Here is a 21,236-nt window from a genome sequence, read left to right as displayed (position 1 = left end):
CGGCTACTCGGCCTTGACCAGCCGGAGCGCGAGTTCGGGGCAGACCTTGACCGCCTTGAGCGCGCCCTCGCGCAGCCAGGTCGGCACCGGGGTGGGCGGGAAGGCCGGGTACCCGTTGCCGTCGAGCCGGATGAAGTCCGGCACCACGTGCGCGCAGAGCCCGTGCCCGTCGCAGCGGGACCAGTCCAGGGTGAGTTTCTGCGGGTTGCCGTCGGGCGCGCCGGGCAGGCCCATGGTGCCCTTGACCCGTTTGCCGCAGCCCTCCCCGGTGGCGTGCAGCCGCAGGTCGTCGGCGAACACCTCCATGGCGGACAACGCGAACCGGGCGGTGCCGTCCGGGTGGCTGCACGCGCCACGTCCCTTCACGTCGCCGGCCGCCGCCCGGACCAGCTCGATCGGCGCGCTGCCGGAGACCGCGAGGTCGACGGAGCGGGCCAGGTCGGGCAGGCCCATCTTGCACGGGCCGCACTGTCCGGCGGACTCGCCGGCCAGGTAGCGGACCACCTGGGCGGCCTCGCCGAGCGGACAGGTGTCGGTGCCGAGCGGCACGACGATGCCGGCGCCGAGCGTGCCGCCGACCGCGGCGAGCCCCTTGCGGGAGACCTCGGCCCGCTCCGCCGCCTCGGCGGTGATCCATTTGCCGTGGTAGCCGCCCATCAGGATGCCCGGCCCGGGGGGCACCTCGCACAGGTCGAGGATCTCGCGCAGCGGGGTGCCGGCGGCGCACTCGACCACGGCCGGCCGCTTCGCCGACCCGGTGACGGTGAGCAGCACGGTGCCCGGCTCGTCGTCGGTGCCGAGCGCCGCGTACTCGTACGGGCCGATCCGGGCGGCGACGGCGAGCTGGGCGTACGTCTCGGCGTTGGAGAGCAGGGTGGGCAGCCCGTTGACGCCGGAGTCGCTGGACCGCTTCTTGGTGCCGGGCGGGATGTGCGGCAGCCCGTTGATGCCGTTGACCAGCGCGCCGCCCTCACCGGAGATGAACCGGTGCGGCACGGTCACGATGGTGGTCGGCACCGGCATCCGCCGTTCCTGCAACGCCTCGGTCAGCGAGGGGCGGCCCACGTCGTCGTCGGCCACCCCGATCACGATCTCCTCGGCGTCGAGCGCGAACGCGGCGAGCGCGGCGCCGTCCAGGACGAGGTGCGGGGCCCGGGTGAGCAGCACCTTGTCCTTCCAGCTCGCCGGTTCGCCCTCGGTGGCGTTGACCACCACCACGGCGGCGAGGTCCTGCCGTTCGGCGGACTCCAGCACCGCGCGCAGCTTGCGGGCGAACGGGAAGCCGGCCCCGCCCTTGCCCTTGAGGTCGATCGCCTCGGCGAGCCGGAGCAGCGCGGCCGGCTCCATCGGGCCGATCGGGCCGTGCACCTCCTCGTGGGCGAGCAGGTCGAGCCGGCCGAACTCGGCGAACCCGGCGGTGAGGCGGGGCTCCCCGACGCAGGCGACCGGGGGGACGGCCGTCCGCTTCACCGGGCCTCACCCCGCAGCCCGGCCCAGTACGCCCCGTCGACCGCGTCCACGTCGGCCTTGCGGCGGCGGCTGGAGCGGCTGTCCCTGGTGGCCCGCAGCGCCCGGCGGGAGGCGAGGTCGACGAGCGTGGGCGTGTCGTCGACGAACGCGTCGTCGGCGGTGTAGCGGGCCGGCGGGCGCCAGTAGTCCGGCTCCTCCGGCACGTCCTCCTCGTCCCGGTGGCGCCGACCGGTTCCGCTGCGCGGCTCCGCCGAGATCGGGGTGCCGGAGATCGGGCCGGCCGAGATCGGCTCGGCCGCCCAGCGGCGGGGGCTGTCCCACGGCTCCTCGGCCTCGTCGGCCGGGCGCGGCGGGGCCGAGTAGCGGGCCACTTCGGCGGGGCTGGCGTACCGGCCGCTGTCCGGCGGGGCGGAGTGCCGGCCACCGGTGTCCGGCGGGGCGGAGTGCCGACCGCCGCTGTCCGGCGGCGCGGAGTACTGCGCGGCGACCTCCTCGTCGATCCGGGACCGGCGGCTGACCCGCTCCTCGGCGTCCCGGCGACGTCGGCGGGACCGTTCCCCGTCGCGCCGGCCGGCGACCGGCTCCAGTTCCTCGTCGCGGCTGCGGCGCAGCGGCTCGCGCTCGTCGTCGCGGGCCCGGCTGGTCACCCGCTCCGGGTCCCGGCGTCGGGCGGACCGCCGCTCGGCCGGGACCTCCTGCGTGCGGGCGCGCCGCGCCGGCTCGGCCGGCTCCTCGACGCGCCGTCGGGCGGCGGCGGCGCGGACCGGCTCCCGCAGCGATCCGGGCTCCGGCACCACCGGTACGGCGAACCGCTCGGGGTCCCGCTGCCGGGCGGTGCCGGCGGGCGCGGTCCAGGTGGCGGTGGTCTCGGCCCAGCGACCGCCCCGGCCCCGGCCGGCGGCGTTCTCCTCCTTGGCCGTGGTCTTCTTGCGGGCCAGCGCCGCGAACACGCCGGTACGCTCCTCGCCCTTGCCGGCCATCGCCTTGTTCAGCGCGGCGGCCTGGTGCTGCTCGCGGCTGCGCTTGCCGAGGTGGACGGAGAGGCGCACCAGCAGCGCCATCACCACGAGCAGCACGCAGGCGAGGTAGCTGAACACCACCCAACTCTTCGCGGTCCGGCCGGCGTTGAGGCCGTGGAACAGCGCGAACGGCCAGGAGACGTACGCCATCGAGTGCAGCGCGCGCCAGAACCACTTGGGACCGACGCCGGCGAACCGGACCCGGATCAGCCCGGTCCAGAGCACGCCCACCATGAGCAGCGCGGCGACGGTGCCCAGCCCGACGTAGAGGCCGCTGCCGCCGATGAACGGCACCACCGCGTCGGTCGGCCCGGCCCGGCCGATCGCGATCTTGGTGATCACGTGGAAGACCAGCCCGGCCACGCCGAGCACGCCGGTGGCGCGGTGCGCGGACTGGAGCAGCACCCGGTGCCGGATGAGCAGCACCAGCCGGTCGGTGGCGAGCAGCCCCAGCATCACGGTGAGGCTGAGCGAGACCAGGGCGACCACCCCGGCGAAGAACTCGGTGAAGAAGAATCCGTACGAGTACATGACGCCGCCGGCGCCGGCGAGTTCCACACCCGCCCAGGCGAGGCCGAGCGCGGAGGCGGTGAGTGCCACCATCGCGGACTTCGACATGGTCCGGACACCACGGCTGGTGGTGGTGGTCCGGACGGTCGTCGCCTTTTCGTTCTGCTGTGCCCGGCCCATCTGCTCCTCGATCGTCTCGCGGCGGCGCCCCACCGGCCGACCCTGCTCCCACCTCAGGTACGGAGCGACAGCCCGGACGGATCACCTCCGGTGGCGAATTTCTCGACCGGTTCCTCGAACCGTCCCGGTCGGACGCGCGTGTAGCGCTGCACGCAACGACAGATGCCCATGCGTTGACATCTCTTGCAACAGGCTCGTAACCTTGCGGAAAATTTCAGCACCGACTGCAAGAAGTCGGCACTGGAGCCCTCCCAGACTCCCCTCCCCCACATCCCCCGTCCCGTAGGAGTCCCGATGCATCGACGTCGACGCCGCGCCGCGGCGCTCGTCCTCGGCCTCGCCGCGAGCCTGCTCGTTCCGACCACCGTGGCGGCACCCCCGGCCGCCGCCGCCACGCCCGGCGGCAAGAAGGTCATCGTCCAGCTCTTCGAGTGGAACTGGACCTCGGTGGCGAGCGAGTGCACCAGCACGCTCGGCCCGAAGGGCTACGGCTACGTCCAGGTGTCCCCGCCGCAGGAGCACGTCAACAGCAGCCCGTGGTGGGTGTCCTACCAGCCGGTCAGCTACCGGATCGAGTCCCGCAAGGGCACCCGCGCCCAGTTCCAGTCCATGGTGAACACCTGCCACAACGCCGGCGTCAAGGTGATCGTCGACGCCGTGGTCAACCACATGTCCGGCCAGGAGAACGGCGGGACCGGCTGGGCCGGCACCTCCTACGGGCACTACGACTACCCGGGCACCTACTCCTCGCAGGACTTCCACTACTGCGGTCGCAACGGCAACAACGACATCGCCAACTACAACGACCGGTACGAGGTGCAGAACTGCGAGCTGGTCAACCTCGCCGACCTGAAGACCGAGTCGGACTACGTGCGCACTTGGCTCGCCACGTACCTCAACGACCTGCTCTCGCTCGGCGTGGACGGGTTCCGGCTGGACGGCAGCAAGCACATGCCGGCCGCCGACATCGCGGCGGTCAAGGCGAAGCTGTCCCGCTCGGCGTACCTGGTGCAGGAGGTCATCTACGGCGCGGGTGAGCCGATCCAGCCGACCGAGTACACCGGCAACGGCGACGTGCACGAGTTCCGGTACGGCAAGGACCTGGCCCGGATGTTCAACAACGAGCGGCTGGCGTACCTGAAGAACTTCGGCGAGTCCTGGGGCTACCTGCCGGGCGGCTCGGCGGTGGTCTTCACCGACAACCACGACACCCAGCGCGACGGCGGCGTGCTCACCTACCGCGACCGCGGCGAGTACGCCCTGGCCAACGCGTTCATGCTGGCCTGGCCGTACGGCACCCCGGCGGTGATGTCGAGCTTCACGTTCAGCGGCAAGGACCAGGGCCCGCCCTCGGACGGCAGCAACCGGATCACGAACACCACCTGCTACTCCGGCTGGGAGTGCGAGCACCGCTGGCCGGTCATCGCCAACATGGTCGGCTTCCGCAACGCCACCGAGGGCGCCGCGGTCGCCAACTGGTACGACAACGGCTACCAGCACATCGCGTTCAGCCGGGCCGGCAAGGGCTACCTGACGATCAACGACGAGGACTCCGCGGTGAGCGGGCGGTCCTACTACACCGGGCTGCCGGCCGGTCGCTACTGCGACGTCATCCACGGCACGTTCAGCAACGGGTCGTGCAGCGGTCCGGTGATCACCGTGGACTCGTCGGGCTGGTTCGCCGCGACCGTCAACGCGCACGACGCCATCGCCATCCACATCGGAGCAAAGGTGAGCTGACCTCGCCCGCACCCCTGCGTGCAGCCCCCGTGCCGGCAGTTTCCGGCGCGGGGGCTTCGGCTCGGTTAAAGTCAGTTTCGTGCCCTTTGACCACATTACCGGGCGGCGGATCCCCGGCTGGCTGTTCGCCGCGCTCGGCGTACCGCTGCTGTTGGCCACCGCGCTGCTGGTCGGTCACGCGCTCACCGGCACGCCGGCGTCCACGCCGGTCGGCGCCGGACCCGCCACCACCGGGCCGGCGTCACCGCGACCGTCGCCGGTGGAGTCCGTGCCGCCCGCCGCGCCCGCGCCCGCCGACCTGCCGGTGGTCACCTACGACCCGGCACCCCGCGGCTTCCCCGCCGACCCGACGCCGGCCGACACCCGGCAGCTCCGCGAGGGGGCGCGGCCGGACCGGAACATCCCCGCGTACGACGCGCCCGGCGGCCGTCCCCGGGCCTTCCTCGCGCCGACGGTCAACGACGTCCCACTGACCGTGCCGATCGTCGAGCGCCGCACCGGGTGGACCGCGGTGCTGCTCCCCTCCGCGAACCGCACCATCGCCTGGCTGCCGGACGGCGGCTGGACCACTGTCGCGCTGCGCGACCAGCTCGTGGTGGAACGCCGCACGCACCGGCTCACCTGGCTGCGGGACGGGCACGCGGTCCACACCTGGCCGGTCAGCCTCGGCATGTCCGGACAGCTCACCCCGCTCGGGCGCACGTTCATCCTGGGCCGCACCCCGCCGCCGCAGGACGTCTACGGCGGCGTCGACATCTTCGCGCTCGGCGCGGTCCCCGACGACCCGGACGCGGTGCCCACCGGCCTGCGCGGCGCCCACATCGGGCTGCACACCTGGTACAACGACGACACGCTCGGCGAGAACGTCACCAACGGCTGCATCCGGCTGACCCGCGCCGCCCAACGCCAACTCCTCGCCGAGCTGGCCCCCGGCACCGGCCTGGTGGTCGTCGACCGCCTCCCCTAGCCAGCCGGGCTAGCCGAGGAGCCAGCCGTTGGCTTCGGCCAGGCGCACCGCGTCGGCGCGGTTGCGGGCGCCGGTCTTGCCGATGGCCGACGAGAGATGGTTGCGGACGGTGCCCTCGGACAGGTGCAGCATCGCCGCCAACTCGGCCACCGTGCCGCCGCCCCGGGCCGTCCGCAGCACCTCGGTCTCCCGCCCGGTGAGCGGGCTCGCGCCGGTGGCCAGCGTCTCGGCGGCCAGCGTCGGGTCGACCACCCGCAGGCCGGCGTGCACCCGGCGGACCGCGTCGGCGAGCTGGCGGGCCGGGGTGTCCTTGACCACGAAGCCGTTCGCGCCCGCCTCCATCGCCCGCCGCAGGTAGCCGGGCCGGCCGAACGTGGTCACCACCAGCACCCGGCAGCCGGGCAGCGCCGCCCGCAGCGCCGCCGCGGCGGCCACCCCGTCCAGGCCGGGCATCTCCACGTCGAGCAGCGCCACGTCCGGGTGGGTACGCAGCGCCTCCGGCACCACCTCGTCACCGCGGCTCACCTCCGCCACCACGGTCAGGTCCGGCTCCAGCGACAGCAGCGCGGCCAGCGCGCCCCGGACCAGCGCCTGGTCGTCGGCGAGCAGCAGCCTGATCGGCGCGGTCATCCACGTGTCCTTCCGTCGGGGTCCGGCACCGTGACCCGGAGCAGGAACCCGCGCCCGCCGGGCGGCCGGGCCACCGTCACGGTGGCGTCCAACCGGGCCGCCCGCTCCCGCAGCCCGACCAGCCCGTGCCCGGTGCCCGCCGACTCGCCGGCCGGTCCCCGGCCGTCGTCGCGGACCTCCACCCCCGCCGGGTCCACCCGGATCACGCAGCGTCGCGCGCCGCTGTGTCGCACCACGTTCGTCACCCCTTCCCGGACCGCCCAGCCGAACAGCTCGTCCCGGTCCGCCGGCAGCTCCGGCACCGACTCCGGCAGCTCCGCGACGATGCCCGCGGCGGCCAGCGCGGAACGGGCACCGGCCACCTCGGACGCCAGATCCACCCCGCGGTACGCCCCGACGGTGCCCCGCACGTCGGCCAGCGCCTCCCGGGCCAGCCGCTCCACGTCGGCGATCTCGACGGCCGCCCGCGCCGGGTCCAGCTCCAACAGCCGGCCGGCCAACTCGGCCTTCACCGCCACCACGGTCAGCGAGTGCCCGAGGATGTCGTGCAGGTCCCGGGCGGTGCGGGCGCGTTCCTCGGCCACCGCGAGCCGGCGAATCTCCTGCTGCGCGGCCTGGAGTTCGCCGTTGCGCTGGGCCAGCCGGCTCACCCCGAACATGGCGAACGAGGCCAGCACGACGGCGAAGACGACAGTGCTCTCCGCCTCCCAACCGGGCACCAGGTGCGACGTCACCGGCGGGGTCACCGCCGCCAGCACCACCACGACCAGCGCCTCCACCGACGGCAACAGGAACACCGCGGCGGCGGCCACGAAGACCAGCGTGGTCAGCCAGTCGCCGCCGGTGCCCGGGATGCCGGCCAGGCCGAGCGCGAGCAGCACCGCGATCAGCAGCCGGGCCCGGCCGACCGGGATCGGGCGGTGCCGCTGCCGGCGGGCCCGACCCCACTCGAAGACCAGCACGTACGCCACGGCGAACGCGATCACCGAGGCGATTCCGAGCAGCCGCCGCCACAGCTCCGGCTGGTGCAGGGCGGTGACGAACGGGATGTTGAGGAAGAACAGCCAGACCGCCGCCAGCAGCCAGCCGGTGAACCGCCAGTGGGGGCGGTGCACCGGCCGGGCCGGGACGGTCGGCGACGTCACGCCCACCACGCTAGTGCTCGCCGCCCCGGTCAGACCCGGGTGGTGTCGCGGCGGAACAGGCGGGCCGCGCCGAGACCGAAGAAGGCGGTCCAGGCGGCCACGTTGGCGACCGCCGCCCAGTCCACCCCGGTGCCGGTCAGCGGCGCGCGAGCGAGCTGACCGACCCCGTACACCGGGGTGAACGTGGCGATCTGCCGCATCACGTCGGGCAGCAGATCGAGCGGAACGAACAGGCCGCCCAGCATGGCCAGGATGGCCAGTGCCGGGCCCATGAACTGCATGACGTTCTCGGCCGGGGCGAGGTAGCCGACGAACAGGCCGAGCGCGGCGAAGACCAGCGAGCCGAGCCACGCGGTCAGGCCGGACTCCAGCCACACGTGGGCCGGCAGCCGCACCCCGGAGGCGGCGCCGACGGCGAACTCGACGAGCACGCCGAGCAGGCCGAGCACCATCGCGGTGGCCACCTTCGTCGCCACGTACGCGGCCGGACGCAGCGGGGTCAGCCGCAACTGCCGGCTCCAGCCCAACGCGCGTTCGGTGGCGACGGCGGCGCCGGCGCTGGTGGTGGCCACCATGGCCGCGTACACGGCCAGGCTGATCATGATCCAGCCGGTGACCGGCAGGCCGTTGTCGAGCTTCTCCCCGCGCGAGGGCAACCCGAACAGCAGGAAGAACACCGCCGGCATGACCAGGATGAACATCAGCGTGCGGCGGTTGCGCAGCACCCGGCGGATCTCGATGGCGAGCACGGCGGCGGAGAAGCCACCGAGGGCGGGCGGCCGGCGGTCGGCCCGGCGCGTGTCGGTGGTGGTGTCGGGTGAGGTCGTGGCGGTCATGGCGAGGGCTCCCGGCAGGTCGGTCAGGCGGCGGCGGTCAGGGCGAGGAACGCGTCCTCGAGGTTGCGCGAGGTGATCTCCAGGTCCCGGGCCTCGGTCCGGGTCAGCAGGTGCCGGGCGACGACGTCGGAGTCCTCGCTGTGCACGAGGATCGCGTCGCCGCGTACCTCGACGGAGCGGACGCCGGGCAGCGCGGCGAGCGCGGCCTGGTCGGCGTCGGGCAGGGTGGCCCGCACCACCCGGCCGGCGGCCAGGTTCTTGATCTCGGCGGTGGTGCCGTCGGCGACCACCCGGCCGGCCCGGACCAGCACGATCCGGTCCGCGTACGCGTCGGCCTCGTCCAGGTAGTGGGTGGCGAACAGGACGGTCCGGCCGGAGCGGGCGTCGGCCCGGATCGCCTGCCAGAAGTCGCGCCGGCCCTCGACGTCCATGCCGGTGGTCGGCTCGTCCAGCACCATCAGGTCCGGGTCGGGCAGCAACGCCAGGGCGAACCGCAGCCGCTGCTGCTGGCCGCCGGAGCACCTGCCCACCGCCCGGTCGGCGATCCCGGCGATGCCGGCGCGCTCCAGCACCTCGGCCACCGGCCGGGTGTGACCGTAGAAGTGCGCGGTCATCCGTACCGTCTCGGCGACGGTGAGGTCCTTGAGCAGGCCGCCGGTCTGCATCACGGCGGCGACCCGGCCGTGCCGGACGGCGTCGGTCGGGCTGCCGCCGAAGAGCCGGACCGTGCCGGCGTCCGGTCGGGCCAGCCCGAGCAGCATGTCCACCGTGGTGGTCTTGCCGGCGCCGTTGGGGCCGAGGAAGGCCACCACCTCACCGGGGGTGATCCGCAGGCTGAGCCCGTCGACGGCGGTCACCGGGCCGAAGGTCTTGGTGAGTCCGGCCAGTTCCACGGCCGGTGCGGTGTCGGTCATGCCCATGATGCTCCGGCGCCCGGCCCCCGGGTCCCGGGAGCGGCCGTCACCTTCCGGTCATGACATTTGTCAGGGTGCCACGTCGTGCCGGTGGGCCGGCGGCGAAGGAACCGGTGGGGAGTGAGGGCCGCCGGGCCGGGTAATCCGCGGTATGGGCGTACCGACCGGACGCGTCGACACGATCGTGCTCATCCACGGCCTCTGGATGACGTCGCGGAGCTGGGAGCGCTGGGCGGACCGCTACGCGGCGCGCGGTTTCCGGGTGCTCGCCCCGGCCTGGCCCGGCATGGACCGGGAGGTGGAGGCGCTGCGGGTCGATCCCACGCCGATCGCCGGCCAGCGGATCGCCACCATCGTCGACCACTACGCGGCGATCATCCGGGAGCTGCCCCGGCCGCCGATCATCATGGGGCACTCGTTCGGCGGCCTGATCGCCCAACTGCTGCTGGACCGCCGGCTCGGCGCCGCCGTCGTCGGCGTGCACCCCGCGCCGGTCAAGGGCGTGCTCAAGCTGCCGCTGAGCACGCTGCGCTCCGGGTTCTCCATCCTGCACAACCCGGCCAACCGGCACCGCGCGGTGCCGTTCACCGCCGAGGACTTCCGGTACGCCTTCGGCAACACGCTCACCCGGGCGGACTCCGACGCCGCCTGGCAGCGGTACGCCGTACCCGGCGCCGGGCAGGTGCTGTTCGAGGGTTCGTTCGCCAACCTGGACCCGGACTCCGCCACCGAGATCGACAAGAAGCGCAGCGACCGGGCGCCGCTGCTGATCACCGCCGGTGGCGAGGACCACGTGATCCCGCCGTCGCTGGCCAGCAGTCTCGCCAACCTCTACCGCGGCTCCACCGCGATCACCGGCTACCGGGAGTTCCCCGGCCGGTCGCATTTCGTCGGTGGCGAGCCGGGCTGGGAGGAGGAGGCCGACTTCGCGCTGGAGTGGGCGGTCGAGGCGGCCAACGAGTTCTCCCCCACCGTGGTCAGCGAAGCGCCCCGACGTAACCGGGCCGGGTAGTGTGGGGGTGGATGAGGTGGGTATGACGGAGCGATGAGGGCGAGTTTCCGGCTCGGCCGGGTCGCGGGCGTACCCGTCGGCGTCAACTGGAGTGTCCTGGTCATCTTCGTGCTGATCGCCTGGACGCTGTCGGCCAGCCTGTTCCCGCGTTCGTACCCCGGTCATTCCACGATTGCCTACGTCGCGGCCGGCCTGGCCGCCGCGGTGGTCTTCTTCCTCGGCCTGCTCGCCCACGAGGTGTCGCACGCGGTGGTGGCCAAGCGCAACGGCATCGAGGTCGACGGCATCACGCTCTGGCTCTTCGGCGGCGTCGCCGAGCTGAAGGGCGAGGCGAAGGACCCCGGCGCCGAGCTGCGGATCGCCGGCGTGGGTCCGCTGGTCAGCCTGATCATCGGCGTGGTGTTCGGCGCGATCGCGGTGGCCGTCGCGGTGGCCGGCGGGCACGGGCTGCTGCTCGGCGCGCTGTCCTGGCTGGCCGGCATCAACGTGCTGCTGGCGCTCTTCAACGTGCTGCCGGCCGCGCCGCTCGACGGTGGCCGGTTGCTGCGGGCGGCGGTGTGGAAGGCCACCGGCGACCGGACCCGGGCCTCGGTGGTGGCCGCCGGCGCCGGCCGGGTGCTGGGCATCGTGCTGATCGGCCTCGGGCTGTGGCGATTCCTCAGCGGCGCCGGGTTCGGTGGGCTCTGGCTGGCACTGATCGGCTGGTTCCTGATCGGCGCGGCCGGGCAGGAGGAGCGGCAGGCCCGCCTCGGCGACGCGCTGCGCGGCGTCCGGGTCGGCGACGTCATGACGCCGCAGCCGCAGACCGCGTCCGGCGACCTGACCGTGGCCGACTTCGTCGACCACTACCTGTTCGCGTACCGGCACTCGGCGTTGCCGCTGACCGCCGACGGGCGGCCGGTCGGCCTGGTCACGCTCGATCGGGTACGCGGCATCACGCCGGACCGCCGCCCGTCCACCACGTTGGCCGAGGTGTCCTGCCGGGCCGACGAGCTGGTGCTCGCCCGCCCGGAGGAACAGCTCACCGAGCTGCTGCCCCGGCTCAACGAGTGCACCGACGGCCGGGCGCTGGTGGTGGTCGACGACCAGTTGGTAGGGATCGTCTCGCCCAGCGACATCAGCCGCGCGGTGCAACGCGGCAGCCTGCGCCCGCCGACGCCCGCCGGGCGCTGAGGGCGTCAGTCGCGGGGGAAGTAGCGGTCCAGCTCCGCGGTGCGGAACTTCCCGCCCGGGTCGAACTCGCGCAGCAGGGCGGCGAAGTCGGCGTGCCGGGGGTACGCGGCGGCCGGGTCCCGGTCGAAGAGCTTGCCCCAGTGCGGGCGCGGCGCGAACGGGGCGAGCCGCTGCTCCACCTCGGCCAGCACCGGCGCCACCGCCACCGGGTCGCCGATCCAGGTGAAGTGCAGCGCCAGCGTGTCGCGCCGGTGGTTCGGGCTGAGCCACAGCTCGTCGGCGGCCACCGTACGCAGCTCGCAGACCTGGAGCACGGCGGCGATCCGCTCGGCGACCGGTTCGAGCGCGGCGAGCGCCGCCGCCGCGTCGGCGCGGGCCACGTGCCACTCGGACTGCAATTCGTCGCCGCTGCTCGGGGTGAAGCCGAGCCGGAAGTGCGGCAGCCGTTCGTGCCACGGGCCGGGCTCGCCGAACTGGGCGGTGCAGTGCTCGGGTGACATGCCGGGCACCGGGTGCTGCGGTGTCTCGGCCGCCACGGTGTCCAGCCAGTCGGCCGGCGGCGGCGCCTGGTCGGCGTACTGCTTGATCCACACCTGGTCGAAGCGCGCCGACCGCCAGCCGGTGAACACGCTGACGCTGTACGCGGCGTCGAGCGCCTCGTCGAGCGCGGCGCGGGGCAGGCCGAGCCGGACGTACTGCCGGACCGTGAACGTGGGGACCACGTCGAGCGTGAGCCGGGTGACCACGCCCAGCGCGCCGAGGTTGACCACCAGCCCGGCGAACCGGCTGTCGGTCCGGTCGACGGTGAGCAGGTCACCGTCGGCGGTGACGAGTTCCAGCGCGGCGACGGCGGCGGCCAGGTTGCGGTTGGCGACGCCGGAGCCGTGGGTGGCGGTGGCGACCGAGCCGGCCACCGAGATGTGCGGCAGCGAGGCGAGGTTGGCCAGCGCGTACCCCTGGGCGTGCAGCGCGGTGGCCAGGTCGCCGTAGCGCAGGCCGGCGGCGACCGTGACGGTGCCGCGGTCGGGGTCGAGCGCGACGGTGGGCGGCATGCCGCCGAGCGCGAGCCGGGTGCCGGTGGTGTCGCCGAGCCGGTTGAACGAGTGGCCGGTGCCGACCGCCCGGATCCGGTCCGCCCCGGCGACCAGCCGGCGCAGCTCGTCCAGGGAGGTCGGCCGCTGCCGGGCCCGGGCCGACCAGCGGACGTTGCCGGCCCAGTTGGTGTCGGTCATGCGCTGCATCATCCGCCATCCGGCGCGGGCAGGGTTGCTCCGGGGTCGCAGCGGGAATCCTGGGCGGATGAGCAGCTACCGCGACCCGAGTCTCCGCGGCGACGTGTATCCGTCGGAGGAGGAGATCGACCCGACCGGCGTCGGCCCCGACCTGACCGGGGCCGGCCCCGACCTGACCGGGCCGGTGCCGACGCCGGAACCCGAGCCGGACCCGGTGCCCCGGCCGGGGCCGCCGCCACGCGAGGGCCGGTCGATCGTGACCCGGCACCTGGACGGCTCCGTCGAGGTGGTCACCGACCTGGACGGCGACGGCGTGGCCGACATGGTGCAGGTCGACCTGGACGGCGACGGCGTCCCGGACCTGACGTACCTGGACAGCGACCGCGACGGCCGGCTCGACACGGTACGGCGCGCGACGGCGGGCTGACCTCCGCCACGCTCCACCGTCACTGTCCGTAGTAGCCGTCGGTGACAGTCTCGCTGAGACCGTTATGCCTCCTGGTCATAATTATGACCAGGAGGCATAACGCGTTCGACAGCTACCTTCTTCGTCGGCGGCCGACGACCGGGAGCACGGCTCGACCCCGCCGAGCACCGGCGGACCGGCGGGGCGGCGGGGCGGCGGGTGGGTGCGTGCTCAGAGCTGCGGCATCACCTCGGCGGCGACCAGTTCCAGGTGGTCCAGGTCGGCCAGGTCGAGCACCTGGAGGTAGATCCGGGTGCTGCCCGCCTCGGCGTACCGGCCGAGCGTGTCGACCACCTCGGCGGGCGTGCCCGCGGCGCCGTTCGCGCGCAGCTCGGCGGGCTCCCGGCCGATCGCCCCGGCACGCCGGGCCACCTCGGCGTCGTCCCGGCCGCAGCAGAGCACCAGCGCGTTGGACCAGGTCATCGTGGCCGGGTCCCGGTCGATCTCGGCGCAGGCGTCCCGCACCCGCCGGAACTGGTCCGTCGTGTCGTCGACCGAGGCGAACGGCATGTTGAACTCGTCGGCGTACCGGGCGGCCAGGCCGGGCGTGCGCTTCGGGCCCCGCCCGCCGAGCAGGACCGGCGGCCGGGGCCGCTGCACCGGCTTGGGCAGCGCCGGCGAGTCGGTGACCGGGTAGTACGTGCCGGGGAAGTCGAACGTGGCACCGGCCGGGGTGGACCAGAGTCCGGTGATGACGGCGAGCTGTTCCTCCAGCCGGTCGAACCGCTCGCCCAGCGGCGGGAACGGGATGCCGTACGCGGCGTGCTCCTCGGCGTACCAGCCGGCGCCGATGCCCAGCTCGACCCGGCCGCCGCTCATCTGGTCGACCTGCGCCACGGTGATGGCGAGCGGGCCGGGCAGCCGGAACGTGGCGGCGCTCATCAGCGTGCCGAGCCGGATCCGGGTGGTGTCCCGGGCCAGGCCGGCGAGCGTGGTCCAGGCGTCGGTCGGACCGGGATCGCCGCTCACCGAGCCCATCTTCAGGTAGTGGTCGGAGCGGAAGAACGCGGCGAAGCCGGTCTCCTCCGCGCGGCGCGCCACGGCGAGCAACTGGTCGTAGCTGGCCCCCTGCTGGGGTTCGGTGAAGATCCGCAGTTCCATGCCCCGAGCATAGGGACAGCCTCTATGCCTTCAGCGACATATAACCCTCGACCGGCTGCGCCGGGCGGAGAGCAGCGTCGGCGACCTGGTGGACGCGCTGGGCATGAGCCAGCCGACCGTCTCCAAGCACCTCCGGGTGCTCCGCGAGGCCAGCCTGGTCACCTGCTGCGCTGGGAGCTGACCCCGACCACCGCCGGCACCACGCTCACGTTGCGGCACCAGATCGACCGGCCCGATCCGCGGCGCGGAGGCGAAGGACTTCGGTTGGGCGGCGCTGCGCGACGCGTACGCCGAACGCCTGGACCGCCCCTGAGACTCAGGCCCCGGACGGCCGGACCGCCGCGGCCCCGCCGACGAAGTCGAACGTCGACCGTGCGGCCCCGGCGGCGTCGTGCCGCTCCGCGACCGACCACTCCCGCCCGGCCAGCGCGCGGCGGAAGTCCCGCCAGTCGCGCCCCGGCGCGCCCCCGCTGCGGCGGAAGAACCGGGTCGCCTCCCCCTCGCGCAGGCCCAGCCGGCGCTCCACCTCCGGCGCGATGACCCGGCCACCCAGCGCGCTGCCCAGCAGGACGTACCGGCCGCCGACGGCCCGGGCGGTGGTGCCGAAGTCCAGACCCGACCCGGCGGCCGGCCGGTCCACGGCGACGCCGAGGGCGGCCAGGTCGGCCCGGAGCAACGCGGCGGCCTCGCCCAGCCGGCGATCGAGCGGCAGCCCGGACCAGTCCGCGGCGGCGAGGTCCCGCTCCAGCGGTGACCAGGCGGCGAGCAGCGCGGCCAGCGCGACGGCGAGATCACCTCGGGCGCGGATCCGGTCGGGCAGGCCCAGCCGGCGTTCCACGGCGGCGTGGTGGTCACGGGTGCCGTCGCGCAGCGCGGCCAGCATCGGCGACGCCGCCGCCGGACGCGAGGGCTGATCGGACATCCGGCGAGTATGCCCACTCGGGCCGGGCGGCGCACCTGTCCACCGGCCATCCGGTCGGCCGGTCACCGGTCCAGGTGCTCGGCGGCGTCGAGCGTCACGACGGCGGGCGGTGTGCGTACCCGTGTCAGCGTCGTGTGCGCGCGCTGCCAGCGGCACCGGCCATGGTCGGTGCCATGAGCTACGCATTCGAGGCGGAGGGCCTGGTCAAGCGGTTCGGTTCGACGACCGCGCTGGCCGGGATCGACCTCGCCGCACGACGGGGGACCGTGCTGGGGGTGCTGGGGCCGAACGGCGCCGGCAAGACCACGGCGGTACGCATCCTCGCCACGCTGCTGCGCCCCGACGAGGGACGGGCCACCGTCGGCGGTCACGACGTGGTCGCCGACGCCGCCCGGGTACGCCGGCTGATCGGCCTGACCGGGCAGTACGCGTCGGTCGACGAGGACCTGACCGGTACGCAGAACCTGGTGCTGATCGGCCGCCTGCTCGACCTGAGCCGGCGCGACGCCCGGGCGCGGGCGGCCGAACTGCTCGCCTGGTTCGACCTGACCGCCGCGGCCGGACGGCCGGCCAAGACGTACTCCGGTGGCATGCGCCGCCGGCTGGATCTGGCCGCGAGTCTGGTCGGCCGGCCGGAGGTGATCTACCTGGACGAGCCGACGACCGGCCTGGACCCGGCCAAACGCGAGGAGATGTGGGGGGTGGTCCGCTCGCTCGTCGACGACGGCTCGACGGTGCTGCTCACCACGCAGTACCTGGACGAGGCGGACGCGCTGGCCGACGAGATCTCGGTGATCGACCACGGCCGGGTGATCGCCCACGGCACGCCGGGTGAGCTGAAGCGCATCGCCGGCAGCCAGACCATCGTGGTCCGGCCGACCGACCCGGCGCGGATCGGCGAAGTCGCCGACATCCTGCGCGCCGGCACCGGCGCCGAACCCGAGTTGCCCCGGCCCGGCCTGCTCACCGTGCCGGTGGAGGGTGACGCGGCGTTCACCGCGGTCGTACGCCGGCTCGACGACGCCGGCATCGGGGTGGTCGAGCTGGCGCTGCGGCTGCCCAGCCTCGACGAGGTGTTCTTCACGTTGACCGGCCACGGCGCCGAACAGCCCACGGAGGTGGCGGCATGACCACGACCACGCACCCGGCGGCGACGCCGCCCCGGACCCGCGCGCCCCGGCCCGGCGCCCGCCCGTTCGGGCTGGTCCGGCACAGCCTCGCGCTCGCCGGCCGCAGCCTGATCAAGACGCTCCGCACGCCGGAGCAGCTCCTCGACGTGACGCTCCAACCGATCGTCTTCGTGCTGATCTTCGTCTACCTGCTGGGCGGCGCGATCTCCGGCTCGCAGCACGAGTACCTGGAGTTCCTGCTCCCGGCGATCATGGTGCAGACCGTGCTGTTCGCGTCCGTCGCGACCGGCGTCAGCCTCAACACCGACATCGAGAAGGGCGTCTTCGACAGGTTCCGCAGCCTGCCGATCGCCCGGTCCGCGCCGCTTGTCGGCTCCGTGGTCGGCGACCTGGTGCGGTTCGTGGTCTCGATCGTGGTGCTGTTCACGTTCGGCTACGCCATCGGCTTCCGGATCGGCACCGATCCGCTGTCCACGCTGGCGGCGTGCCTGCTGACCATCGCGTTCGCGTTCGCGGTGAGCTGGGTCGGGGTGCTGCTCGGCGTGCTGATGCGCAGCCCGAGCGCGGTGCAGGGGACCGCGTTCCTGGTGATGTTCCCGCTGACGTTCGGCACCAACATGATGGCGCCGACCGACACGATGCCCGGCTGGTTGCAGTGGTGGGTCGGCGTGAACCCGGTGGCCGACGTGATGACCGCGGCGCGGGGCCTGATCCTCGGCGGTCCGGTCGCCGGACCGGTGACCCGGTCACTGATCTGGACCGTGGCGATCATCGCGGTCTGCGCGCCGCTGGCCGTCCGGGCCTACCGGCGCCGCGCCTGACCGGCCGCACCCGGCCGGGTCGCCGCCCCGCGAACGCCCGAGCGTCGGCCGTCTCCCGGGTCGCCGCCCACGAACGCCAGGGCGTCGGCCCGGCTCAGGGCGTGCCCCCGGGTGTACGCGGCGGCGTACCCGTCGTCGCCCAACTCGACGCGCAGCCGCTCGGCGAGCCGCTGCGCGTCCGGGTTGGACCGGTCCGGCCTGCCGCGCAGCGAGTCGGAGGTGCCGAGCAGCTCGGCGGCCCGCTCGTACCGGCCCTCCGCCGCGGCGACCGCCACCCAGCCGACCGCGATGATCGCCAGCACCGGCATGTCCCGGGCGGCGAGCCCCCGTGCGGTGGCCTCGGCCAGGCAGCCGCGCGCGCCCGGCACGTCATCCCGGGCGAGCGCGAGGTTCGCCATCGCGGCCAGCAGCAGCCCGCGGAACTGCGGCGCGACCAGCGGCGCCTCGTCCTGGCGGCGCATCGCCTCCGCGAAACACTCCGCCGCCTCGTCGAGCGAACCCTCGATCCGGGCGATGTCGCCGAGCATCATCAGCCCGAACGCGGCGTCCCGGCCCTCCCGGTCGGCCGCCCGCTCAGCGACGAACCGGCGCAGTTCCGCCTTGGCGCCGGCCACGTCCCCGGACCGGGCCCGGATGGCCGCCAGCCAGATCAACTGGAAGCCCGGCTCGGCGCCCGGGTTCAGTTCGCGGACCAGCCGCGCCGACTCCTCCAGCGCGGCCGTGGCCGCCGGGAAGTCGCCGCGTTTGGTCAGCGCGTCGGCGTACTGGCTCAGCACCATCGACAGGCTCCACCGCTCGCCGACCACGCGCAGCTCCGCGACCGCTCCGGTCAGGTCGCGCAGCATGCCCTCGGCGTCGCCGTCGTTCTCCCGGATCTGGCCGCGCATGGTGAGCAACGTGCCGTCGGTCCACGGGTCGGGGTGCCCGCGCGCCCGGTCGACCGCCGCGATCCCGGCGGCGGTGTCGTCGGTGAACATCGACAGGGCCGGTTCGAGCAGCGCCACCAGCGGATGCCCGGTCCCCTGCGCCGCGCGGACCGCGTCGGTCAGCTCCGCGACCCGCTCCGGCGTGGGCTCGCGGGCGCTGTGGAACATCTCGGTGATCGTGCGGATGGCGAGCACCACGGCCCGCTCGGCCGCCGGCGTCGGGCCGGGCAGCGCGAGCGCGCGGGCCAGCACGTCACCGCCGATGCCGCCGTCGTCGCCCCAGATGATCAGCGGCAGCGCCAGCCCCGCGCCGATCCGCAGCGCGGTGTCGGCGTCGCCGGCGTCGCACGCGTAGTGCAGCGCGCCGACGATGTTCTCCCGCTCCGCCGCCAGCAGCCGCAGCCAGGGGAGCTGGCCGGCGGTGCGCAGGTGCGGCTCCGCGGCCACCACCAGGTCCCGGAAGTACGTGGCGTGCGCGGTCCGCGCGCCGGCGCCCGCCCCGGTGGCGGCGAGCCGCTCCAGCCCGTACTCCCGGATGGTCTCCAGCATCCGGAACCGCCCGTCGTCGACCACCTGGAGCAGCGACTTGTCGACGAGCGCGTCGAGCAGCGCGGCGGCGGCCGGGCCGGCGACGCCGGCCGCCGACTCGGCGGTGACCGAGGCCGGGAACACGGCGAGCCGTTCGGCGAGCCGGCGCTCGTCGTCGGTGAGCAGACCCCAGCTCCAGTCCACCACCGCCCGCAGCGTCCGGTGCCGGGGCAGCGCGGTGCGGCTGCCGCCGGTCAGCAGCCGGAACCGGTCGTCCAGGCCGGCCGCGACCTGCCGCGGCGACAGCGTCCGCAGCCGCGCCGCGGCCAGTTCGATGGCGAGCGGCAGGCCGTCCAGGCGGCGGCAGATCTCCACCACGTCGGCGACGTTGTCGTCGGTCACCGCGAACCCGGCCCGCACGGCCCCGGCCCGGTCGCGCAGCAACTGCACCGACGGGTACGCGGCGGCGTCGGCCGGCGACACGTCCGCCGGCGGCAGCCGCAGCGGCGGTACGGGCTCCAGCGTCTCACCGACGATGCCGAGCGGCTCGCGGGACGTGGCGAGCACGCGCAGCCCCGGGCAGCGGCCGAGCAGTTCCTCGGCGAGCCGGGCGGCGGCCTCGACGACGTGCTCGCAGTTGTCCAGCACGATCAGCGTCTCGTCGGCGGCGAGCGCGTCGACCAGCCGGCCGAGCGTGTCGCGGAACGTGGGCCGGGCCGGTTCCAGCGTCCGCTCCCGGCGACCGAGCGTGTCGAGCACGGCGCGTGACACGTCCGCCGGGTCGGTGATCGGGGCCAGCTCGACCAGCCAGGCCCCGCCCGGTACGGCGTCCGCCAGCCGGCCGGCCGCGACGCTCGCCAGCCGGGTCTTGCCGGCACCGCCCGGCCCGAGCAGCGTGACCAGCCGGTTGCCGGCGAGCAGCGCGGTGAGCCGACGCAGGTCGTCATCCCGCCCGACGAACGTGGTGAGCGCGGCGCGCAGGTTCCCCCGCCGCGCGGCGGGCGCCGGTGGCGGGGCCGCCTCGCCCCGCAGCAACGCCAGGTGCGCGGCCCGCAGCTCGGGCGAGGGGTCCACGCCCAGCTCCTCGGCGAGCCGTTCCCGGATCCGCTCGTACGCGCCGAGCGCCTCGGCGGGCCGACCGGCGGCGGCCAACGCCCGCAGGCGCAGTACGGCCAGCCGCTCCCGCAGCGGATGCGCGGCGGTCAGCTCGTCCAGCTCGGCCACCAGCAGCTCCGGCCGGCCGGTCCGCAGCTCCGCCTCGATCCGGTCCTCCTGGGCGGTGAGCCGCAGCTCCGTCAGGCGCGCCACGGCGGCGCTCGCGTACGGCGCGTCGGCGACCTCGGCCAGCGCCGGGCCGCGCCACAACGCCAGCGCGTCCCGCAGTGGCCCGAGCGCCCGCTGCGGGTCGCCGTCGCGCAGCGCCTCCCGCCCCTGGCGGGCCAGCCGCGCGAACCGCTCCGCGTCCACGTCGTCCGGGGCCAGGTCGAGCCGGTAGCCGGCCGGGCCGCTGCGTACCCCGAGCCCGGGCACCGCGCGACGCAGCCGGGACACCAGCGTCTGCACGGCGTTCGCGGTGTCGGCGGGCGGCGCGTCCGCCCAGAGCGCCTCGGCCAGCGCCGGCACGCTCACCGGACGGCCCGGGTCCAGGGCGAGACGGATCAGCAGCGCCCGCAGCCGGGCACCGGCGACGGCGACGGCCTGTTCGCCGTCGCGGACCTCCAGCGGCCCGAGGATCCCCACCCGCACGTCGTCACTCTCTCATTCGCGGCCACCGAGTCCCGCGCCTATGGAAGGCCAGTCACAGAGGTCAGTCCGCCGTGCCCGGCCAGACCGTCACCCGGATCTTCCAGCCGGCCTCGATCGGAGCGACGAACTCGACGAACGCGACGTGGGCGTCCTCCCGCGTGTGCACGCAGTACCGGCTGCCCTTGCGGTAGGTGGAGTCGATCGTCGCAAAGCCGTTGAGCAGGGAGACGCAGTCCTCTCGGGTCGGTGAGCCTGCGCGACTCCACCTGGCCAGGCCTGCCCAGATGGGAAAGCTCTGGATCGAGCCACCCCCGTCGTAAATGTCGATCTCGGGGTCCGACCGGGTGGCCACTCTGGGCGGGTCGGCGTCGAGATCGACGCCGTTGTTGTTGAAGAGCAGTTCGAAGGGGCCGGCCCCGGCACTCTCCGGGGTGGCGGCCTGCGGTGGGGACGTCTCCGCGCCTGCCGCCCGGGGCGAAGCCGACGGGGTGGGCGACCGCGTCGCCGGAGCGGCGGTGGAGCCGCCACCGGTGACCTGGTAGACGAATGCCGCAACGCCGACGAGCGCGGTGATCAGGCCGGCGACGGCGGTGAGCATCCCTGCCATCGACTGCCAGAACGACGTCCGTGGCGCGGTGCCGCGCTGTGACTCGGTCATCCGTCCTCCCACCGACGCCCCAGGTCGATCATCACATATGGCCGCTCTTACGGACTGCCCGCGCTGCCTCCGGACAGACGGCACGGCGGGACCATCCGAGGGACCGACTA

Annotated in this window: 18 protein-coding genes and 1 pseudogene; 8 read left to right on the top strand and 11 right to left on the bottom strand. The window is 74.5% G+C overall.

Annotated elements, in window-relative coordinates; translation table 11 throughout:
• Window positions 1-3 precede the first annotated feature (3 nt).
• Together VKK44_RS05280 and VKK44_RS05275 are read right to left on the bottom strand one after the other, a co-directional pair.
• Window positions 4-1,470, bottom strand: coding sequence for an NADH-ubiquinone oxidoreductase-F iron-sulfur binding region domain-containing protein (locus VKK44_RS05280; RefSeq protein WP_343445713.1), 1,467 nt, complete (start codon window positions 1,468-1,470; stop codon window positions 4-6).
• Window positions 1,467-3,212, bottom strand: a complete 1,746-nt coding sequence (locus tag VKK44_RS05275; protein WP_343445712.1) for a hypothetical protein — start codon at window positions 3,210-3,212, stop codon at window positions 1,467-1,469. Before VKK44_RS05275 ends, VKK44_RS05280 begins: the two co-directional genes overlap by 4 nt.
• A gap of 261 nt (window positions 3,213-3,473) precedes the next feature.
• Here VKK44_RS05275 and VKK44_RS05270 point away from each other — a divergent pair, with 261 nt between their 5' ends.
• Together VKK44_RS05270 and VKK44_RS05265 are read left to right on the top strand one after the other, a co-directional pair.
• Window positions 3,474-4,919, top strand: coding sequence for an alpha-amylase (locus tag VKK44_RS05270; protein ID WP_343445711.1), 1,446 nt, complete (start codon window positions 3,474-3,476; stop codon window positions 4,917-4,919).
• A 79-nt stretch (window positions 4,920-4,998) separates the two neighbouring features.
• Window positions 4,999-5,886, top strand: a complete 888-nt coding sequence (locus tag VKK44_RS05265; RefSeq protein WP_343445710.1) for a L,D-transpeptidase — start codon at window positions 4,999-5,001, stop codon at window positions 5,884-5,886.
• Window positions 5,887-5,895: 9 nt separating this feature from the next.
• Here VKK44_RS05265 and VKK44_RS05260 read toward each other — a convergent pair whose 3' ends face one another.
• The 4 genes from VKK44_RS05260 to VKK44_RS05245 are packed head-to-tail and all read right to left on the bottom strand — an operon-like array spanning window position 5,896 to window position 9,411.
• On the bottom strand, window positions 5,896-6,516 hold the full coding sequence (locus tag VKK44_RS05260; protein WP_343445709.1) for a response regulator transcription factor: 621 nt from the start codon (window positions 6,514-6,516) through the stop codon (window positions 5,896-5,898).
• Window positions 6,513-7,661, bottom strand: coding sequence for a sensor histidine kinase (locus VKK44_RS05255; RefSeq protein WP_343445708.1), 1,149 nt, complete (start codon window positions 7,659-7,661; stop codon window positions 6,513-6,515). Before VKK44_RS05255 ends, VKK44_RS05260 begins: the two co-directional genes overlap by 4 nt.
• Window positions 7,662-7,690: 29 nt before the next feature.
• Window positions 7,691-8,497, bottom strand: a complete 807-nt coding sequence (locus VKK44_RS05250; RefSeq protein ID WP_343445707.1) for an ABC transporter permease — start codon at window positions 8,495-8,497, stop codon at window positions 7,691-7,693.
• A gap of 23 nt (window positions 8,498-8,520) precedes the next feature.
• A complete protein-coding gene (locus VKK44_RS05245; RefSeq protein ID WP_343445706.1) occupies window positions 8,521-9,411 on the bottom strand; it encodes an ABC transporter ATP-binding protein in 891 nt (296 codons plus the stop codon).
• A gap of 151 nt (window positions 9,412-9,562) precedes the next feature.
• On the opposite strand from VKK44_RS05245, the gene VKK44_RS05240 reads away from it, so the two are divergent.
• Window positions 9,563-10,423, top strand: coding sequence for an alpha/beta hydrolase (locus tag VKK44_RS05240; protein ID WP_343445705.1), 861 nt, complete (start codon window positions 9,563-9,565; stop codon window positions 10,421-10,423).
• A 33-nt stretch (window positions 10,424-10,456) separates the two neighbouring features.
• Window positions 10,457-11,596, top strand: a complete 1,140-nt coding sequence (locus VKK44_RS05235; protein WP_343445704.1) for a site-2 protease family protein — start codon at window positions 10,457-10,459, stop codon at window positions 11,594-11,596.
• Between the two features lie 5 nt (window positions 11,597-11,601).
• Here the strand turns inward: VKK44_RS05235 and VKK44_RS05230 are convergent, their stop codons facing one another.
• A complete protein-coding gene (locus VKK44_RS05230; protein WP_343445703.1) occupies window positions 11,602-12,828 on the bottom strand; it encodes an FAD-binding protein in 1,227 nt (408 codons plus the stop codon).
• A 67-nt stretch (window positions 12,829-12,895) separates the two neighbouring features.
• On the opposite strand from VKK44_RS05230, the gene VKK44_RS05225 reads away from it, so the two are divergent.
• Window positions 12,896-13,255 (top strand): hypothetical protein, encoded by a 360-nt coding sequence (locus VKK44_RS05225; protein ID WP_343445702.1) that lies wholly within the window; start codon window positions 12,896-12,898, stop codon window positions 13,253-13,255.
• Between the two features lie 210 nt (window positions 13,256-13,465).
• Here the strand turns inward: VKK44_RS05225 and VKK44_RS05220 are convergent, their stop codons facing one another.
• Window positions 13,466-14,395, bottom strand: a complete 930-nt coding sequence (locus VKK44_RS05220; protein WP_343445701.1) for an LLM class F420-dependent oxidoreductase — start codon at window positions 14,393-14,395, stop codon at window positions 13,466-13,468.
• 40 nt (window positions 14,396-14,435) lie between these two features.
• On the opposite strand from VKK44_RS05220, the pseudogene VKK44_RS05215 reads away from it, so the two are divergent.
• A pseudogene (locus tag VKK44_RS05215) lies at window positions 14,436-14,555 on the top strand (ArsR family transcriptional regulator); the annotation flags it as partial.
• A 156-nt stretch (window positions 14,556-14,711) separates the two neighbouring features.
• Here VKK44_RS05215 and VKK44_RS05210 read toward each other — a convergent pair.
• Window positions 14,712-15,317 (bottom strand): biliverdin-producing heme oxygenase, encoded by a 606-nt coding sequence (locus VKK44_RS05210; protein ID WP_343445700.1) that lies wholly within the window; start codon window positions 15,315-15,317, stop codon window positions 14,712-14,714.
• A gap of 173 nt (window positions 15,318-15,490) precedes the next feature.
• Between VKK44_RS05210 and VKK44_RS05205 the strand changes: the two genes are divergently transcribed.
• Complete coding sequence (locus VKK44_RS05205) at window positions 15,491-16,447, top strand: ATP-binding cassette domain-containing protein (RefSeq protein ID WP_343445699.1); 957 nt, start codon at window positions 15,491-15,493, stop codon at window positions 16,445-16,447.
• Window positions 16,444-17,268, top strand: a complete 825-nt coding sequence (locus VKK44_RS05200; protein WP_343445698.1) for an ABC transporter permease — start codon at window positions 16,444-16,446, stop codon at window positions 17,266-17,268. The genes VKK44_RS05205 and VKK44_RS05200 overlap by 4 nt, the downstream gene beginning before the upstream one ends.
• On the opposite strand, the gene VKK44_RS05195 is transcribed toward VKK44_RS05200, so the two are convergent.
• Together VKK44_RS05195 and VKK44_RS05190 are read right to left on the bottom strand one after the other, a co-directional pair.
• Window positions 17,250-20,468, bottom strand: a complete 3,219-nt coding sequence (locus tag VKK44_RS05195) for a BTAD domain-containing putative transcriptional regulator (protein WP_343445697.1) — start codon at window positions 20,466-20,468, stop codon at window positions 17,250-17,252. The genes VKK44_RS05200 and VKK44_RS05195 overlap by 19 nt on opposite strands.
• Before the next feature lie 61 nt (window positions 20,469-20,529).
• Window positions 20,530-21,126 carry a hypothetical protein gene (locus VKK44_RS05190; protein ID WP_343445695.1) on the bottom strand — a complete coding sequence of 199 codons (597 nt, stop codon included), beginning with the start codon at window positions 21,124-21,126 and terminating at the stop codon, window positions 20,530-20,532.
• Window positions 21,127-21,236: the final 110 nt, after the last annotated feature.

The organism is Micromonospora sp. DSM 45708 (assembly GCF_039566955.1).
Lineage (GTDB): Bacteria > Actinomycetota > Actinomycetes > Mycobacteriales > Micromonosporaceae > Micromonospora.
Note: the sequence above shows the minus strand (reverse complement) of the source record. Positions and strands in the feature narration are given on the sequence as shown.

What these genes read in the sequence shown, in the direction of transcription:
- VKK44_RS05240 (WP_343445705.1), top strand. Translation starts at nt 9,563, where the DNA reads ATGGGCGTACCGACCGGACGCGTCGACACGATCGTGCTCATCCACGGC.
- VKK44_RS05235 (WP_343445704.1), top strand. Translation starts at nt 10,457, where the DNA reads ATGAGGGCGAGTTTCCGGCTCGGCCGGGTCGCGGGCGTACCCGTCGGC.
- VKK44_RS05190 (WP_343445695.1), bottom strand. Translation starts at nt 21,126, where the DNA reads ATGACCGAGTCACAGCGCGGCACCGCGCCACGGACGTCGTTCTGGCAG.
- VKK44_RS05230 (WP_343445703.1), bottom strand. Translation starts at nt 12,828, where the DNA reads ATGACCGACACCAACTGGGCCGGCAACGTCCGCTGGTCGGCCCGGGCC.
- VKK44_RS05200 (WP_343445698.1), top strand. Translation starts at nt 16,444, where the DNA reads ATGACCACGACCACGCACCCGGCGGCGACGCCGCCCCGGACCCGCGCG.
- VKK44_RS05250 (WP_343445707.1), bottom strand. Translation starts at nt 8,497, where the DNA reads ATGACCGCCACGACCTCACCCGACACCACCACCGACACGCGCCGGGCC.
- VKK44_RS05205 (WP_343445699.1), top strand. Translation starts at nt 15,491, where the DNA reads ATGAGCTACGCATTCGAGGCGGAGGGCCTGGTCAAGCGGTTCGGTTCG.
- VKK44_RS05225 (WP_343445702.1), top strand. Translation starts at nt 12,896, where the DNA reads ATGAGCAGCTACCGCGACCCGAGTCTCCGCGGCGACGTGTATCCGTCG.
- VKK44_RS05220 (WP_343445701.1), bottom strand. Translation starts at nt 14,395, where the DNA reads ATGGAACTGCGGATCTTCACCGAACCCCAGCAGGGGGCCAGCTACGAC.
- VKK44_RS05270 (WP_343445711.1), top strand. Translation starts at nt 3,474, where the DNA reads ATGCATCGACGTCGACGCCGCGCCGCGGCGCTCGTCCTCGGCCTCGCC.
- VKK44_RS05210 (WP_343445700.1), bottom strand. Translation starts at nt 15,317, where the DNA reads ATGTCCGATCAGCCCTCGCGTCCGGCGGCGGCGTCGCCGATGCTGGCC.
- VKK44_RS05260 (WP_343445709.1), bottom strand. Translation starts at nt 6,516, where the DNA reads ATGACCGCGCCGATCAGGCTGCTGCTCGCCGACGACCAGGCGCTGGTC.
- VKK44_RS05245 (WP_343445706.1), bottom strand. Translation starts at nt 9,411, where the DNA reads ATGACCGACACCGCACCGGCCGTGGAACTGGCCGGACTCACCAAGACC.